The sequence below is a fragment of the Brevundimonas sp. KH_025 genome (assembly GCF_057839885.1).
On sequence record NZ_CM174501.1, the window covers coordinates 451328 to 468203 of the forward strand.

Consider the following 16876-nt stretch of genomic DNA (forward strand, 5'->3'; position numbering starts at 1 on the left):
TCTAGCTCGACAGAAACGCCTTCAGCGCCGCCGGTTTGACCGGCTTGGGCAGCAGGGTCGCGCCCGCCGTCGTCGCCGTCTCCTTCAGCCCCTCGCGGGTGTCGGCGGTGACCAGGCCGATGCGGCGCAGGCCCCGCGCCCGCAGGGCGTCCACCACCGTCAGCCCGTCGGCCCCGTCGCCCAGATGCAGGTCGACCAGGGCCGCGTCGAACGGCCCCTTGGCCGCCACGCCCTCGGCTGCGGACCGCGCCGTCGTCGCCTGCGCGCCCCAGCGGGTCAGAAGCGCCGTCAGGGCGTCGAGGATGGCCGGTTCATTGTCCACGCACAGCACCCGCAGGCCCGCCAGCGGCAGGCGCGCGTCGCCCTCGGCGGCGGGCGCGACCACGGCCAGCGCGGCGGCGCGCGGCGCGCTGACGCGGAAGGTCGTGCCGCGCCCCACCCGCGACGCCATCGACAGAGGATGGCGCAGCAGGTCCGACAGCTTCTGCACGATGGCGAGGCCCAGGCCCGCGCCCGGCTCGTCCACGGGCGCGCCGGGCAGGCGCACGAACTCGCCGAAGACGCTTTCGCGATCCGCATCCGGGATGCCGCGCCCTGTGTCGCAGACCAGCATCCGCACCGTGTCTCCGTCCCGCCGAGCCCCGACCAGCACCCGGCCCCGGTCGGTGTAGCGAATGGCGTTGGCGGTCAGGTTTTGCAGCATGGAGCGCAGCAGGTCGTGGTCCGAGGCGACCCACAGACCCGACGGCACGACGGTCAGCCGCAGACCCTTGGCGCGGGCCATGGGGGCGAACTCGCGGCGCAGCTCGGCGAACAGGGCGTCCAGCGACAGAGGGGCCACGGCGGGCTGGACCCCGCCCGCCTCCAGCTTGGACAGGTTGAGCAGGGCCGTCAGCAGGCGGTGGGCGCTGTCGATCGCGCGGTCGGCGTTGGTCGCCAGCCCGCGTGCGGCGGACCCCGGCGCCAGCGCCTGCTCCTCTTTCAGCGCGGCGATGAACAGGCGCGCGGCGTGCAGCGGCTGCAACAGGTCGTGGCTGGCGGCGGCGAGGAAGCGGGTCTTGGAGGCCGTGGCGTCCTCGGCCAGACGCCGGGCCTCCTCCAGCCGTTCGGTGCGGTCGGCGACGCGGGCCTCCAGCCGCTCGTTGGCCTCCTCCAGATCGCGGGCGGCGCGGCGCAGGGCGGTGATGTCGGTATAGCTGGTGGCGTAGCCGCCGCCGGGGATGGGGGCGCCGGACGAGCGCAGGATGCGGCCGTCGGGCTGCTCGCGTTCATGGTCGTGCGGGATGCGGCGGGCCAGGGCCTCCAGCCGCCGTTCGACCCAGGCCTCGATGTCGTGCGGACTCTCGCCGCGCTCGGCGTTCAGGCGATAGACGGCGGCGACGGGCAGGCCGACATGGACGAAGCCGGCGGGCAGGTCGAACATCTCGACATAGCGCCGGTTCCAGGCGGTCAGGCGCAGGTCCTCGTCCACCACGCTGACGCCCTGGTCGATGTTGTCGAGCGTAGTCTGCAGCAGGTCGCGGTTGAACTGGACGGCCTGCGACGCCTCGTCCAGCATCCGCACCACGTCCTCGGGCGCGCGGCCCCCGGCGGCCAGGGCGGCGGCGATGACCCGGCGAGCCGAGGCGGCGCCGACCGCGCCCGCCAGCATCCGTTCGGCGGCGCGGGCCAGCCCGGCGTCGGCGGGATCGGCGTCGCGCAGCTTGACCTCGGTCTCGCGCGCCCAGGCGGCGAAGGCGCGCTCGGCCCGCTCGTCGCCGATGAAGCGGGCGACCAGGGCCTTCAGGTCGCCGACCGAGGCCCCGGCCGAGCCGCCGCGCCCCTCCATCCAGTCCGGCCCCAGCCGGTCGACGAAGGCGCGGGCCTGAACCTGATCGATCAGGCGCGGGCGGCCCAGCTTCGACACCAGAACAAAGACGCCGAGGTTCAGCGTCAGGCTGAGGAAGACCCCGGCCGCGAACGGGTCCTTCAGCCCGATCATGGCCGGGACGTTCAGGCCGAAGCCGGGACCCAGCTGCGGCGCCGCCAGCATGACCAGCCAGACCGTCATGCCGACGCTTAAGCCCGCCAGCGCCCCGCGCGACCGCCCTCCGCGCCACAGCACCGCGCCGAACAGGGCGGGCGCCAGCTGGGCCAGGGCCGTGAAGGAGAGCAGCCCCATGGCCGCCAGACCGCGCGACTGGTCCATGGCCTGATAATAGACCCAGGCCATCAGCAGCAGGGCGACGATGGCCACGCGGCGGATGTTCAGGATGGCCCGCGCCATGTCGCCCGCACGCTCGCCTCGCCGACGCCGTTCGGCGGCCAACAAGGGCAGGATCAGGTTGTTCGACACCATGGCCGACAGGGCCACGGCCTCGACGATGACCATGGCGGTGGCCGCGGAGAAGCCGCCGACGAAGACCACGGCGGTCAGGACCGACTGGCCCGAGTTCAGCGGCAGGGCCAACACCAGCAGGTCGGGATTGACGCTGGGCGCGAACAGGCCGCCCGCCGCCACCAGCGGCAGGACCGCCAGACTGGTCAGAAGCAGATAGAGGGGGAAGATCCAGCGCGCGCGGCGCACCTGGGCCGGATCGCCGCCCTCGACGAAGGCGACGTGGAACTGACGCGGCAGGCAGAAGATGGCCAGGGTCGCCACCAAGACGATGGCCCAGAAGCGCCCGTCCAGATCGGGCCAGCGGGCCAGATCGCCGAGGCTGGCGGTCACGTCGGCGGAGGCGGGCGCGCGCGCCAGCAGCGTCAGGGCGAAGACGGCCACGGCCAGCAGGGCCGCCAGCTTGACGATGGACTCGATGCCGATGGCCTGGATCAGGCCGCGGTTGTGCTCGGTCAGGTCGGGACGCCGCGCGCCGAACAGGATGGCGAACCCGGCCAGCACCCCGGCCATGACCAGAACCGTCAGGCTCTCGGAGCCGGCGACGGGCGTCCCCGCCGTCAGCATCTCGCCCGCCATCGACAGGGATTTCAGCTGCAGCGCGATGTAGGGCAGGGACCCCAGGATGGCGACCGCCGCCACCGCCGCGCCCAGGGCCGGGCTCTTGCCGTAGCGCGAGGAGATGAAGTCGGCCATCGAGCCGACGTTCTCGCGCCGGGCCGCCGCCGCGATCCGCTTCCACAGCGGGAACAGCACCGTCACCCCCAGCGCCGGGCCGATATAGATGGGCAGGTATTCCCAGGCCGACCGCGCCGCTGTCCCCACCGCCCCGTAATAGGTCCACGAGGTGCAGTAGATGGCCAGCGACAGCGCATAGAGCGACGGCCCCAGCGCCCCGCCGCGCGTCTTGATCGACGGTCGCTCGTACCACCAGGCGACCGCGAACAGGACGGCCATATAGGCGGCCACCAGGGCCAGGGTCACGAGGCTGAACATGACCGGCATCTGGGACGGAGCGGGGGCGGGGGACAAGGGTGAAATGATGTGGCGCAACTGTCTCCCTTCCCCCTCGATGGGGGAAGGGCCGGGGATGGGGGTGAGGACGCGACATTGGGGATCGGGCGCATGAGGCGCGTCGGCGCCTCCCGAGCCTCATTTGAAACGGCCTGCGCTCACCCCCACCCAACCCTCCCCCATCGAGGGGGAGGGCTTTGATCGCGGATTTTTCAGCACTCAACGGGAAACGAGCAGAGGCGGCCCGACCGAAGCCGGACCGCCCCTTAGGCTAGCAGCTCTAGGCGTTACGCATTCAGATCGACGTCCTTGCCTTCCTTGACCAGCAGGAAGCCCAGCACGACCGTCGCGAGCGCCACCACGATCGGATACCAGAGGCCGTAGTAGATGTTGCCCGTGGCCGCGACCATGGCGAAGGCGGTGGTCGGCAGGAAACCGCCGAACCAGCCGTTGCCGATGTGATAGGGCAGGGACATCGAGGTGTAGCGGATCTTGGTCGGGAACATCTCGACCAGGGCCGCCGCGATCGGCCCGTAGACCATGGTCACATAGAAGCCGAGGATGAAGAGGATCAGCACCACCATCGGCTTGTTGACCAGGGCGCTGTCGGCCTTGGCGGGATAGCCGGCGGTCGACAGGGCCGCACCCAGACCCGCTTCCCAGGTCTTCTTCCGGGCGGCGAAGTCAGCGGTGGTCATGGCGTCGCCGCGGAAGCTGGGGACCACGGCCTGATCGCCGATGCGGACCTCGGCCACGGCGCCGGCGGGCGCGGCGACATTGGTGTAGGTCACGCCGGCCTTGGCCAGATAGGACTTGGCCACGTCGCAGGAGTGGTTGAACACCGTCTTGCCCACCGGATCGAACTGCAGATTACAGTCGGCCGGATCAGCATAGACCGTGACCGGCGCCGAGGCCGCGGCCGCCGCCAGACGCGGGTTGGCCGCTTCGGTCAGGGCGTTGAACAGCGGGAAGTAGGTGACGGCCGCGATCAGGCAGCCGGCCAGGATGATCGGCTTGCGCCCCACCTTGTCCGACAGCCAGCCCCAGAAGATGAAGAAGGGCGAGGCCAGCAGCAGGGCGACGGCCAGCATGACATAGACCAGCGACGCCTCGACCCGCAGCACCCGCTCCAGGAAGAACAGGGCGTAGAACTGACCCGTGTACCAGATGACGGCCTGGCCGGCGGTCAGACCGACCAGGGCGATCAGCACCAGCTTCAGGTTCGGCCACTTGGCGAAGCTGTCCTTCAGCGGGGTGGTGGAACCCTTGCCCTCGGCCTTCATCTTCTTGAACGAGGGGCTCTCGGCCAGCTTCAGGCGGATCCACAGCGAGACGCCCAGCAGCAGGATCGAGACCAGGAAGGGAATGCGCCAGCCCCAGTCGAGGAAGGCTTCCTCGCCGACGGCGAAGCGGACGCCCAGGATGACGGCCAGGCTGAGCACCAGGCCCGCCGTCGCCGTGATCTGGATGAAGGAGGTGTAGAAGCCGCGCTTGCCGTGCGGGGCGTGCTCGGCGACGTAGGTGGCGGCGCCGCCGTATTCACCGCCGAGCGCCAGGCCCTGGATCAGGCGCATGGCCACCAGGACGATCGGCGCGGCGATGCCGATGGCCGCATAGGGCGGCAGCAGACCGACGACGAAGGTCGACAGACCCATCAGCAGCATGGTGACGAGGAAGGTGTTCTTGCGGCCCCACAGGTCGCCCAGCCGTCCGAAGACGATGGCCCCGAACGGACGGACCGCAAAGCCGGCGGCAAAGGCCATCAGGGCGAAGATATAGCCGGTGGTCTCGTTCACGCCCGAGAAGAACTGGGTAGTGATGATCGCGGCCAGCGAGCCGTAGAGATAGAAGTCGTACCATTCGATGACGGTGCCGACGGACGACGCCAGAATCACGAGCCGGTCGTTCTTGTCGACCGTGTGTTCCACGCCCTCCGCCGCATCCATTGTGCGGTCGGTCATGGGCAGTCCCTTCCTGTATGGCCGCGTTTCGCGACCGTTTCCTCGCGATCCTGTTGCCGGATCGTCGGAAGGGAGAGTGACAGCAGGTCGCAGGCTTTGGAGAGAGCGACTTTGGTCGAACGCCGCAACGCCTAAGGCTGGGCCGCCAGGTCCGCCAGAATGGGGCAGTCCGGGCGCTCGTCGCCGGCGCAGCAGCGGGCCAGGTCGCGCAGGGTGTCGGCCATGGCCTGCATCTCGGCGATGCGGGCGTCCAGGGCGGCGACGTGGGTCTCGGCCATGGCCTTGACCTCGCGGCTGGGGCGCTCGCCGTCGCGCCACAGCGACAGCAGGCGGGTGATCTCCTCGACCGAAAAGCCCAGCCCCCGAGCGCGGCGGATGAAGCGCAGGTCGTTGACGTCGCGGTCCGAGAAGTCGCGGTAGTTGCTGTCGGTCCGCGCCGCCGGCCGGATCAGGCCGACGGACTCGTAATAGCGGATCATCTTGGCCGAGACGCCGGTGGCGGTTGAGGCCTGACCGATGTTCATCACTTGGCTCCGGCGATCAGGGGTTTGAAGCCGCGCAGGCGCAGGGCGTTGGTCAGGACGCTGACGCTGGACAGGGCCATGGCCCCCGCCGCCAGCATGGGCGACAACAACAGGCCGAACGCCGGGAACAGCACCCCCGCCGCCACCGGGATCAGCACGACATTGTAGCCGAAGGCCCAGATCAGGTTCTCGGTGATGTTGAGCATGGTCGCGCGCGACAGGCCGACCGCATTGACCACGCCGCGCAGGTCGCCGCCGGTCAGCACCACGTCGGCGCTCTCGATGGCCACGTCGGCGCCGTGGGCGACGGCCAGGCCCACGTCCGCCGCCGCCAGGGCCGGGGCGTCGTTGACCCCGTCGCCGACGAAGGCGACGCGGCGGCCCTCCTGGCGCAGGGCTTCGATCACCGCCACCTTGCCGTCGGGCAGGACCTCGGCGCGGACCTCGTCGATGCCCAGGCGGCGGGCGACGGCCTCGGCGGTGCGGCGGTTGTCGCCGCTGATCATCGCCGTCTTCAGGCCCAGGGCGTGCAGGGCCTGGATGGCGGCGGCGCTGGTCGGCTTGATCGGGTCGGCCACGGCGATGACGGCGGCCAGCCGACCGTCGACGGCGGCGTAGAGCGGCGTCTTGCCCTCGTCGCCCAGCCGCGCGGCGGTCTCGGCGAACAGGGCCGGGTCGAGACCGAGGTCGCGCATATAGCGGTCGGCGCCGACCTGAACCGTGCGGCCGCCGACGACTCCCTCGGCGCCCATGCCGGGGGCCGAGCCGAAGCGGTCGGGGGCGACGACGCTCAGGCCACGCGCCTCGGCCGCCTTGATCAGGGCCTGGGCGATGGGGTGTTCCGACCGGGTCTCGACGGCGGCGACCAGGGCCAGGACCTCGGCCTCGTCAAAGCCCTCGGCGGTCTCCAGATCGGTCAGTTCGGGACGGCCCAGCGTCAGGGTGCCGGTCTTGTCGAAGGCGATGACCTCGACGCCCTTCAGCGCCTGCAGGGCCTCGCCCTTGCGGAACAGGACGCCCAGTTCGGCGGCGCGCCCGGTCCCGACCATGATCGAGGTCGGCGTGGCCAGACCCATGGCGCAGGGGCAGGCGATGATCAGCACGGCCACCGCGTTGACCAGGGCCATGCCCAGGGCCGGCTGCGGCCCGAAGATCAGCCAGACGACGAAGGTCAGGACGGCGGCGGCGATCACGACGGGCACGAACCAGCTGGTGATCTGATCGACCCGCGCCTGGATCGGCAGCTTGGCCCCTTGCGCCGCCTCGACCATGCGCACGATCTGGGCCAGCACCGTGTCGGCCCCGACCTTTTCGGCGCGGAAGCGGAAGGCCCCCGTGGTGTTGATCGAGCCGCCGACCACATCCGCCCCGACGGTCTTCTCGACCGGGATCGGCTCGCCCGTCAGCAGGGATTCGTCGATGAAGGAGGCGCCGTCCACCACCACGCCGTCGACCGGCACCCGCTCGCCCGGACGCACGGAAACGACGTCGCCGGGGCGGACCTCGGCGATGGGCAGTTCGACCTCGACGCCGTCGCGTTCGACGCGGGCGGTCTTGGCCTGCATGGCCATCAGCCGTCGGATGGCCTGGCTGGTGCGGCCCTTGGCCATGGCCTCGAACCAGCGGCCGATCAGGATCAGGGTGACGATCACCGCCGCCGCCTCGAAATAGACGTTGGCCGTCCCGGCGGGCAGGACGCCGGGCGCGAAGGTCGCCACGCTTGAGAAGGCCCAAGCCGCCGTGGCGCCCAGCACCACCAGGGAGTTCATGTCCGGGGTCAGCCGGATCAGATTGGGCACGCCCGCGCGGAAGAAGCGCCAGCCCGGCCCGAACAGCACCAGACTGGCCAGGACGAAGCTGATGATCCGCCACGGCGTCTCGCCGATCGTGCTGTTCAGCCAGTGGTGGGCGCCGGGGATGAAGTGCGTGCCCATCTCGATGACGAACAGGGGCAGGGTGGCGGCGGCGGCGACCGCGACCGCCCGGCCCAGGCCGCGCTGTTCGGCGTCGCGGGCGGCCTGTTCGCGGTCATGGGCGTCGGCGTCGGGGGCGCCGACCGGCTCGGCGGCGTAGCCGGCGGTCTTGACGACGGCGATCAGGGCGGCCTGGTCGGTCGCGCCGTCGATGATGCGGATCGCGGCCCGCTCGGTCGCCAGATTGACCGAGGCGTCCAGCACGCCGGGCGCGGCCTTCAGCGCCCGCTCGACCCGGCCGACGCAGCTGGCGCAGGTCATGCCCGCGATCTTCAGCGCCACCTCGTGTTCGCCGGGCGCATAGCCCGAGGCGCGGATGGCCTCGGCCGCCGCGCTCGCCGTTCCGTCTTCGGTCAGCGTCACCTGGACCCGGCCCGAGGCCAGGTTGACCGAGGCGTCGCGCACCCCCGGCGCCGCCTTCAGGGCGCGTTCGACGCGGCCGACGCAACTGGCGCAGCTCATGCCGCGCACAGGGATTTCAACGACGCGGGCGGACGATGCGGTCATGGCCGAAGCTCCTCAACTCATCAGGTTCGCTCGCCTTATGAAGGTTCCCATGATGGGAGGGTCAAGGCCCTGATTTCGCGCCTGCGCCGTTTCACTGTTGTCGGCGCGGGCGACTGGGACCAAATGAGGGTCTGACGTCGCCATCCGGCGGCCTGGCGCGAGAGGACATCAATGGCCCGTAAGCCCAACTACAGTTTCGAACGGCAGGAGCGCGAGCGCGCCGACGCCAAGAAGGCCGAAGCCAAGGCAGCGGCCAAGGCCGCCAAGAAGGCCGCCAAGGCCGCGGGTCAAACCGAAGACGACGCGCCGTCCGAGGACTGACGACCCTTTCTGGTCGGGGGGCTATAGGCCCCAGCAGACCTATTTCAGTTCGAGGTCCTCCTCGACGCCGGGCAGGCCGAACAGGGTCGCCTCGGCGCCTCAGCGCCTCGTCCCCGCTGCAACCGTGAATGGATCAGCCCAGGGTCAGCCCGATGCGGACCAGGGCCGACAGGCTGTCGGCCTCCATCTTGGTCATGACCTTGGCGCGGAAGACCTCGACCGTGCGGGGACTGATGTCCAGGGCCAGGGCGATCTCCTTGTTGGAGGCCCCCTGGATCAGGGCGTCGAACACCTGACGCTCGCGCGGGGTCAGCCGCGCCAGCCGCACCTGGATGGCGGCGCGGGCGCCCTGTTCCTGATTCAGATCGTTCAGTCGGGCCAGGCAGCCGCGCACCGTCTCGATCAGGCGCGGCGGGTCGAACGGCTTTTCGATGAAGTCGACGATGCCGGCCTTCATCATCTGCACCACCATGGGCACGTCGGCGTGGCCGGTGATGACGATGACGGGCCAGGCGCTTCCGCGCAGGTCTGCGAGGCGACGCACCACCTCGGCCCCGTCCATGTCAGGCATCCGCACGTCGGTGATGACGCAGGCCGTGGCGTCGTCGGGCAGGGCGGCGAAGAAGTCGACCCCGCTGGAGAAGCCGCGCGCGCGAATGCCCTCGCCGCGCAACAGCGTCAGCAAGGAATCGCGGACCGCCGCGTCGTCGTCGATGATGAATACGGAATGGCTCATGTGTGCTCGCCGACCGCTTCGCGGATGAGGTTAAACGAGAAAGCGGCGCCCCCCAACGCGCTTTTTGCGACGATCAGCCGTCCCCCATGGCTTTCAACGATGGTCCGGGTGACGGACAGGCCCAGCCCCATGCCGCCGGACTTGGTGGTGGTCATCGGCTGGAACATCCGCTCCACCTGATCGACGGCGATGCCCGGGCCGTTGTCCTCGACGCTGATCGCATACTGGGTTTCGGACAGCGTCCGGCCAGTGATGACGACATCGGGCTCGGGCCGGTCGCCGACAGCCTCCACCGCATTGCGGACCAGGTTGACGATGGCCTGCTGGAACTGGATGCGCTCGGCGCGGACCAGGTCGCCGTCGCGATGCAGATCCATGCGGACGACCACGCCCTTGGCCGCGCCGATCATGGTCAGGACAGGACCCAGGTCCTCGATCATCGACGAGACGCCTTCCTGCCCCAGGCTGCGGACTTCCAGCGACAGAAGCTCGCGCATCCGGCGGATGATCTTGCCGGCCCGCAGAAGTTGGGCCTTGGCCAGTTCGGTCGTGCGCCGGGCGCTGTCGCCCAGCGGCCCGGCCTTCTCCATGTCCATCTGGCTGGCGTGCAGATAGGTGGCGGCGGCGCTGAGCGGCTGGTTCAGTTCGTGGGCCAGGGTGGCGGCCATTTCGCCCAGGGAGTTCAGCCGCCAGACCTTGTTCAGTTGCGTGTGCAGCTCGCGCGCCTGGGCGTCGGCGGCGTGCCAGCGGCTGAGGTCGGTCAGGCACAGGGCGATCAGGTCCTGCCCCACGGGGCCGGGCACGCGGCCGCACTGGATGTTCAGGGGGAAGGTCGCGCCGTCCCCCCGCGTCCCGCTCCAGTGTCCGTCCGCCGACTCCAGGGCGCCGTAGGCCAGATCGGCGCGGGAAACGGCCGGCGCGTCGAAGGCGGGCACCAGGCTGTTGAAGGGGCGGCCGCGCACGGCGGTCTCATCGACCCCGAACAATTGCGCGGCGGCGGGGTTCATGCGCCGGACGGCGCCGTCGGTCTCCAGCGTCACGACGGGCACGGTGTTCAGGAGGGCGTCCTGGGCGACCAGCCGGTGGGTCAGCTGCTCGGCGCGATCCCTCAGCTTGCGCAGGCCCATGCAGACCTCGGCGACGGCCCAGGCCACCGCGGCGAACAGGGCGGCGTTCGTCGCTGCGTCCATGACGCCTTCGCGCGCCACCAGCACGAGGTTCAGTCCGATGGACAGGGCGACGGCCAGGGCGACAGCCGATCGCCGCGCCAGCAGGGCGGTGACGATGACGGCCGGCAGCATCGGCAGGTAGTAGAAGTGGCCCAGTCCGTCGAGCAGGAAGCGCACCGCCAGGGCGCCGCTCACCGCCGCGATCGCCAGAAGCGCTCCGCCCCAGCGTCTGCGCGACGCGGCCGCCGTCGCAGCCAGAAGGTTTTTCATCACAGGATGAATTGGGTCTTCCTCTCGGGTCTTCGGAACCTCTGACCGCGAAGTCTGCGAAGGGGATTCTACAGAATCGAGCCGAGGCCGGCCTTCTATACATTGGTCGGCGTGAATGCAATTCGGCCATTAACCTTGACGCGGGGCTGCTCTGACGCTGCGCCAATGGCGTCTATAGGGGCAGAAAAATGGCGATTACTATGGTTTCCGTCGCCTTAATGCTCAAGGTTGTTGTCGCCGTTCGGCGCCGGGAATCGGCGGATTGGGGTCCGGTCGCCCGGCATTTAACCTTCCGGACTATGCGGGTTTTTACGTAGGTTCCGATTTACAGAAATCTACGTTTGTCCGCCCCATGAAGGCCTCAGGATCACTGAGGTAAAAATGCTCTTCAAAATGAACAGCAATGGGCGTCAGAACGGCGCGCGTTTCATTCCCGCCATCGTCGGCCCGATGGTTGCGGGCCTTTCCACCGTTCTGGCGGCCGGGGCCGTCCAGGCTCACGCCATCGACGCCCAGATCGGCGTCGCCAGCCAATATGTCGGCAAGGGTCTGGGCAAGAGCGCCGGCGACCCCAGCGTCAACGGAACGATCGAGGTGTCGGGCGGCGACTTCTACGCCAGCGTCTTCGCCTCCACCGCCAAGTTGTCGCAAGGCTCGGACGCCGAGATCGTCAGCGCCATCGGCTGGCGGCCCAAGGCGGCCGGTTACAGCTTCGACTTTTCGGTCGTGAACCGCGACCTGCCGGGCACCCGCGCCGGCGTCGACGCCAACTTCTGGGAATATCAGGCGGACGCCTCGCGCAAGATCGGTCCCGTCAACACCCGCCTGCGCGTCAACTACACGCCCGACGGTTTCGCGGCGACGCGCGAGGCCTGGTGGGTCGAGCTGCAGGGCACGGTCTCCGTCGGTCCGAAGACCAAGGCCTCGGCCTCGATCGCCGACCGCACCGCCGACGGCGGCGCCGAATACGCCGCCTGGAACCTCGGCGTGAAGCACAAGCTGACCGACAAGCTGGCTCTGGACGTGCGCTGGTACGACACCGACAGCCGCGCCCTGGGCGAGAACTACGACGGCCGCCTGGTGGGCGCGCTGACCTACTCGCTCTGAGCCGGCTGAACAGTAGTTATTGGGGGGAATGCAGATGATGGGCATGTTGAGCGATCTGAAGATCGAGCGGAAACTGATGGCGGCCTTCGCCGTCGTCATCCTGGCGATCGTCGCCATGGGCGTGACCGTGTTCACGCAGGTCAATGCGCTGGAAAACGCGCGCATGGACCGCGTGCGCGCCTCGGCGACGCAGCGCGAGGCCGAGGCGGCGAAATTCTATCTGGCGCGTCAGGAAAGCAGCTATCGCGGCTTCCTGCTGTCGAAGGACGCCTATTATCTGGAGCGCCTGACCGCTCACCGCGAGAATTTCGGCAAGAGCCTTGATCGGATCACTCAACTCGATCCCACCAGTGAAGCTGAAGTCCGCGCCGCTCGCGCCGCCGCCGACGACTGGGCCAAGCACGTGGTCGACGTCGGCCGCGTGCTGGCCGCCGATCCCGGCACCCACGCCCAGGCCGTGGCCATGGTCGGTCGTGACGGCGTAGCGGACAAGTACATCAGCCCCGCCGAGGACGCCCTGGAGACCCTGGTCGAAGAGAAGGCGCAGCAGAGCCGCGTCTTTGGCGAGGTCCAGGACGCCGTGGCGAAGACGATGCGGCTGGAGCTGGTCGGCGGCGTCGTTCTGGCCCTGATCATCGCGGCGGCCATGGCCTTCCTGCTGAGCAACCTGCTGGGCAAGCCGCTGCTGGCCATGACCTCGGCCATGCGTCGCCTCGCCGGCGGCGACACCTCGATCATCGTCCCGGCCATGGGCCGCAAGGATGAGATCGGCCTGATGGCGTCGGCCGTGACGGCCTTCAAGGAAGCCGCCATCGCCAACGCCCGCCTGGAAGCCGAGGCCGCGGCCCAGCGCCAGGCGGCCGAGGACGAGCGCGCCCGGGTCGAGGCCGAAAAGGCCCGCACCGCCGAGGAAGACCGCGTGGCCATCACCGCCCTGGGCCAAGGCTTGAACGCCATGGCCAACGGCGACCTGACCCACCGCATGACGGTCGAAGTCGCGCCCAAGGCCGAACAGCTGAAGACCGATTTCAACGCCGCCATTTCGCAGCTGGAGCAGGCGGTGTCGGTGGTGGTGTCCAACGTCGCCGCCATCCGTTCGGGCGCCGGCGAGATCAGCCAGGCCTCGGACGACCTGTCGCGCCGCACCGAACAGCAGGCGGCCTCGCTGGAGGAAACCGCCGCCGCCCTGGACGAGATCACCGCCACAGTGAACCGGACCGCCGACGGCGCCCGTCAGGCCTCGGGCGTGGTGCAGCAGGCGCGCGGCGACGCCGAGAAGAGCGGCCAGGTGGTGCGCGACGCGGTGGCCGCCATGAGCCAGATCGAGGCCTCCTCGAACCAGATCGGCGACATCATCGGCGTCATCGACGAGATCGCCTTCCAGACCAACCTCCTGGCCCTGAACGCCGGCGTCGAAGCCGCCCGTGCGGGCGACGCCGGCCGCGGCTTCGCGGTCGTGGCCTCGGAAGTGCGGGCCCTGGCCCAGCGCTCGGCCGAGGCGGCCAAGGAGATCAAGACCCTGATTTCGGCCTCGGGCCAGCAGGTCGGCGCGGGCGTGACCCTGGTCGGCCAGACCGGCGAGGCGCTGCAACGCATCGTCAGCCGCGTGGCCGAAATCGACGGCCTGGTCTCGGAAATCTCGGCCTCGGCCCAGGAGCAGGCCACCGGCCTGCAACAGGTCAACACCGCCGTGAACCAGATGGATCAGGTGACGCAGCAGAACGCGGCGATGGTCGAGCAATCGACCGCCGCCAGCCATTCGCTGGCCCAGGAGGCCGACGTCCTGGCCTCCTCGGTGTCGCGCTTCCGCACGGCCCAGGCCGCCGCCCCGGTCGCCGCCGCCCGCAAGCCGGCGCCGGTCGCGTCCGCCCCTGCAGCCGTCCGCGCCGCCCAGCCGGTCGCCCAGACCGTCGCCGCCCTCAAGACCGTCGGCCGCGGCGGCGCCGCCCTCAAGGCGCAGCCTGCTGAAGACGGTTGGGAAGAGTTCTGATGTCGACCCTGATCGCCCTTCCCGCCGTGCTTGACCTGCGCGCCGCCGACCCCCTCAAGGCGCAACTCCTGGCCGTGCGCGGCCAGGAGACGGCGCTGGACGCCTCGGCCGTCGAGCGGCTGGGCGGCCTGTGCCTGCAGGTCCTGCTGTCGGCGCTCCAGACCTGGCGCGCGGACGGTCAGACCTTGACCTTCATCAACGTCACCGAGGCCTTCGCCTCGCAATGGAGCGCCCTGGGCGCCTCCGTCTCCGATCTCGCTATGCAAGGCGAACCCGCATGACCAAGACCGTTCTCACCGTCGATGACTCGCGCACCATGCGCGACATGCTGATGCTGGCGTTGAAGGACGCGGGCTATCGCGTGGTTCAGGCCGAGGACGGCGTCCACGGTCTGGAGGTGCTCCAGGCCGAAAGCCCGGACATCGTCATCACCGACATCAACATGCCCCGCATGGACGGCTTCGGCTTCATCGAGGGCATGCGCGCCGATCCCAACCACAAGGCCACGCCGGTCCTGGTCCTGACCACCGAGAGCGACGCCGCCAAGAAGCAGCGCGCTCGCGAGGCCGGGGCCACCGGCTGGATCGTCAAGCCCTTCGACCCGGCCAAGCTGGTCGACGCCGTCCGTCGCGTCGCGGCCTAAGACTCGAGGATTGAGGATTCCAAGATGAGCGATGATCCGTTCGAGGCCATCAAGGTCACCTTCTTCCAGGAGTGCAGCGAACTGCTGGGCGACCTGGAAGCCAATCTGCTGGCGCTGGAAACCGGCGAGGGCGACATCGAGACGATCAACGCCGTCTTCCGCGCTGTCCACTCGGTCAAGGGCGGGGCAGGGGCCTTCGGTCTGGAGGATCTGGTCCGCTTCGCCCACGTCTTCGAGACCCTGATGGACGAGCTGCGCTCGGGTCGTAAGGAATGCGACGACGTCACGGTCAAGACCCTGCTGCGCGCCTCTGACGTCCTGGCCGACCATATCGCCGCCGCTCAAGGGACCGGCGCGCCGGTGGACGCCGCGCGTTCTGCCGGCCTGGTGGCCGAGCTGGAAGTCCTGACCCACGGCGTCGCCGCCTCGGCCGCCCCGGCGCCGGCCGCAGCCGCCGCCGACGAGGACGATTTCGGCTTTACGCCCCTGACCCTGGATCTGGCCGACTTCGGCGGGCCGGCCGCGCTGCCGTCGCTGGATCTGCCGCCGCTCGATCTGCCCGATCTGACGCCGTCGGCCGCCGCCGGCTGGCGCATCGTCTTCCGTCCGCATCCGCGCCTCTACGCCAGCGCCAACGACGTCAGCCTGCTGCTGCGCGAACTGACCCGTCTGGGGCAGACCTCGGTCCAGCTGGACGCCAGCGGCCTGCCGTCGCTGGACGCCCTGGACGCCGAGGACGCCCATCTGATCTGGACCATCGACCTGACCGGCGACGCGGCCGAGGCCGACGTGCGCGACGTCTTCGATTTCGTCGAGATGGACTGCGACCTGAGCATCACCGCCCTGGCCGGCGAGGCTGCGCCCGCCGAGACGGCGCTGCCGCCGCTGCCGGTGCTGGACGCGGCTCCCGGCGAGCCTGAATTCGACATCGCCGCCCTGCTGGCCCGGGCCGCTGCGCCGGTCGAGGCGCCCGCCCCCGTCGCGGCGCCTGCCCCCGTCGCCCCCGTCGCCGCCGCGCCCAAGCCGGTCGCGCCCGCGGCTCCGGCGCCCGCCGCGGCGCCTTCGGCTCCCGCCGCCGTCGCTCCGGTGACGATCCGCGTCGATCTGGATCGGGTCGATCGCCTGATCAACGTGGTCGGCGAACTGGTCATCCAGCAGGCCATGCTGGCCCAGCGGGTGATGGAGAGCGGCCTGGCCCGCTCGTCCGACATCGCCCTGGGTCTGGAAGATCTGGAACTGCTGACGCGCGACATCCAGGACAGCGTCATGGCCATCCGCGCCCAGCCGGTGAAGTCGGTGTTCCAGCGCATGCCGCGTCTGGTCCGCGAAGTCGCCGAAATGACCGGCAAGCGCGTGCGTCTGGTCACGTCCGGCGAGGACACCGAGGTCGACAAGACCGTGGTCGAGCGCCTGGCCGAGCCGATCACCCATATGCTGCGCAACGCCATCGACCACGGGCTGGAAAGCCCGGAAGAGCGCGAGGCCGCCGGCAAGCCTGCCGAAGGGACCGTCCGTCTGGCCGCCCTGCACCGTTCGGGCCGCATCGTCATCGAGATCGCCGACGACGGCAAAGGCATCAACCGCCCCCGCGTGCGCGGCATCGCCGTCGATCGCGGCCTGATCGCCGAGGACGCCGTCCTGACCGACGACGAGGTCGACAATCTGATCTTCCTGCCCGGCTTCTCGACCGCCGAGACCATCACGGACGTCTCGGGCCGCGGCGTCGGCATGGACGTGGTCAAGCGCTCGATCCAGGCCCTGGGCGGTCGGATCTCGATCAGCTCGGTTCCGGGCAAGGGTTCGACCTTCACCCTCAGCCTGCCGCTGACGCTGGCCGTGCTGGACGGCATGGTTGTGGGCGCCGCCGAACAGACCCTGGTCGCGCCGCTCTCGGCTATCGTCGAGAGCCTGACCCCGAGCGTCGAAGACATCCACCACGTCGGCGGCCATGACGCCGTGATCCGCTTCCGCGAGGAGTTCGTGCCTCTGGTCGACGTGGGCCGCGTCATGGGCTTCCGCGACGAGGCGACGGCCCTGATGGGCGGCGTGGTCATGATCGTCGAGACCGAGGCCGGCTCGCGCGCCGCCCTGCTGGTCGACGCCATCAACGGCCAGCGCCAGGTGGTGATCAAGAGCCTCGAGACCAACTACCGCCACGTCGACGGCGTTTCCGCCGCGACCATCCTGGGCGACGGCAGCGTCGCCCTGATCCTCGACATCGACGCCCTGGTCATCGCCGGGCGCCGCAAATCCAATCGTCCTGAACTGAAGATGGCGAGCTGAG

The 16876-nt window shown here is 69.9% G+C and carries 12 protein-coding genes; 6 read left to right on the forward strand and 6 right to left on the reverse strand.

Translation table 11 applies throughout. The features are described from left to right. Nucleotide 1: 1 nt before the first annotated feature. The 4 genes from AC3IS2_RS02275 to AC3IS2_RS02290 all read right to left on the reverse strand — a co-directional run bounded on the left by AC3IS2_RS02275 (nt 2) and on the right by AC3IS2_RS02290 (nt 8356). Nucleotides 2–3373: a hybrid sensor histidine kinase/response regulator gene (locus AC3IS2_RS02275; RefSeq protein ID WP_489199059.1), complete on the reverse strand. Its 3372-nt coding sequence runs from the start codon at nt 3371–3373 to the stop codon at nt 2–4. Between the two features lie 305 nt (nt 3374–3678). Further along, nucleotides 3679–5352 (reverse strand): MFS transporter, encoded by a 1674-nt coding sequence (locus AC3IS2_RS02280; protein WP_489199060.1) that lies wholly within the window; start codon nt 5350–5352, stop codon nt 3679–3681. A gap of 131 nt (nt 5353–5483) precedes the next feature. Beyond that, a complete protein-coding gene (gene cueR / locus AC3IS2_RS02285; RefSeq protein ID WP_489199061.1) occupies nt 5484–5876 on the reverse strand; it encodes a Cu(I)-responsive transcriptional regulator in 393 nt (130 codons plus the stop codon). Continuing rightward, nucleotides 5876–8356, reverse strand: coding sequence for a heavy metal translocating P-type ATPase (locus AC3IS2_RS02290; protein ID WP_489199062.1), 2481 nt, complete (start codon nt 8354–8356; stop codon nt 5876–5878). Before AC3IS2_RS02290 ends, cueR begins: the two co-directional genes overlap by 1 nt. Before the next feature lie 171 nt (nt 8357–8527). On the opposite strand from AC3IS2_RS02290, the gene AC3IS2_RS02295 reads away from it, so the two are divergent. After that, on the forward strand, nt 8528–8677 hold the full coding sequence (locus tag AC3IS2_RS02295) for a hypothetical protein (protein ID WP_489199063.1): 150 nt from the start codon (nt 8528–8530) through the stop codon (nt 8675–8677). Between the two features lie 133 nt (nt 8678–8810). Here the strand turns inward: AC3IS2_RS02295 and AC3IS2_RS02300 are convergent, their stop codons facing one another. Both AC3IS2_RS02300 and AC3IS2_RS02305 read right to left on the reverse strand, forming a co-directional pair. Next, entirely contained in the window at nt 8811–9413 is a 603-nt protein-coding gene (locus tag AC3IS2_RS02300) for a response regulator transcription factor (protein WP_489199064.1), read from the reverse strand. Next, nucleotides 9410–10852, reverse strand: a complete 1443-nt coding sequence (locus AC3IS2_RS02305; protein ID WP_489199065.1) for a two-component system sensor histidine kinase NtrB — start codon at nt 10850–10852, stop codon at nt 9410–9412. Before AC3IS2_RS02305 ends, AC3IS2_RS02300 begins: the two co-directional genes overlap by 4 nt. 381 nt (nt 10853–11233) lie before the next feature. On the opposite strand from AC3IS2_RS02305, the gene AC3IS2_RS02310 reads away from it, so the two are divergent. From AC3IS2_RS02310 to AC3IS2_RS02330, 5 genes are read left to right on the forward strand one after another with little or no spacing between them, the layout of a single operon-like run. After that, entirely contained in the window at nt 11234–11959 is a 726-nt protein-coding gene (locus AC3IS2_RS02310; RefSeq protein WP_489199066.1) for a TorF family putative porin, read from the forward strand. 43 nt (nt 11960–12002) lie between these two features. Continuing rightward, nucleotides 12003–13949 carry a methyl-accepting chemotaxis protein gene (locus AC3IS2_RS02315; RefSeq protein WP_489200079.1) on the forward strand — a complete coding sequence of 649 codons (1947 nt, stop codon included), beginning with the start codon at nt 12003–12005 and terminating at the stop codon, nt 13947–13949. Beyond that, nucleotides 13949–14230 (forward strand): STAS domain-containing protein, encoded by a 282-nt coding sequence (locus tag AC3IS2_RS02320; protein WP_489199067.1) that lies wholly within the window; start codon nt 13949–13951, stop codon nt 14228–14230. The genes AC3IS2_RS02315 and AC3IS2_RS02320 overlap by 1 nt, the downstream gene beginning before the upstream one ends. After that, on the forward strand, nt 14227–14592 hold the full coding sequence (locus AC3IS2_RS02325) for a response regulator (protein WP_489199068.1): 366 nt from the start codon (nt 14227–14229) through the stop codon (nt 14590–14592). Before AC3IS2_RS02320 ends, AC3IS2_RS02325 begins: the two co-directional genes overlap by 4 nt. A gap of 24 nt (nt 14593–14616) precedes the next feature. Then, nucleotides 14617–16875: a chemotaxis protein CheA gene (locus AC3IS2_RS02330; protein WP_489199069.1), complete on the forward strand. Its 2259-nt coding sequence runs from the start codon at nt 14617–14619 to the stop codon at nt 16873–16875. The last annotated feature ends 1 nt before the right edge of the window (nt 16876 follow it).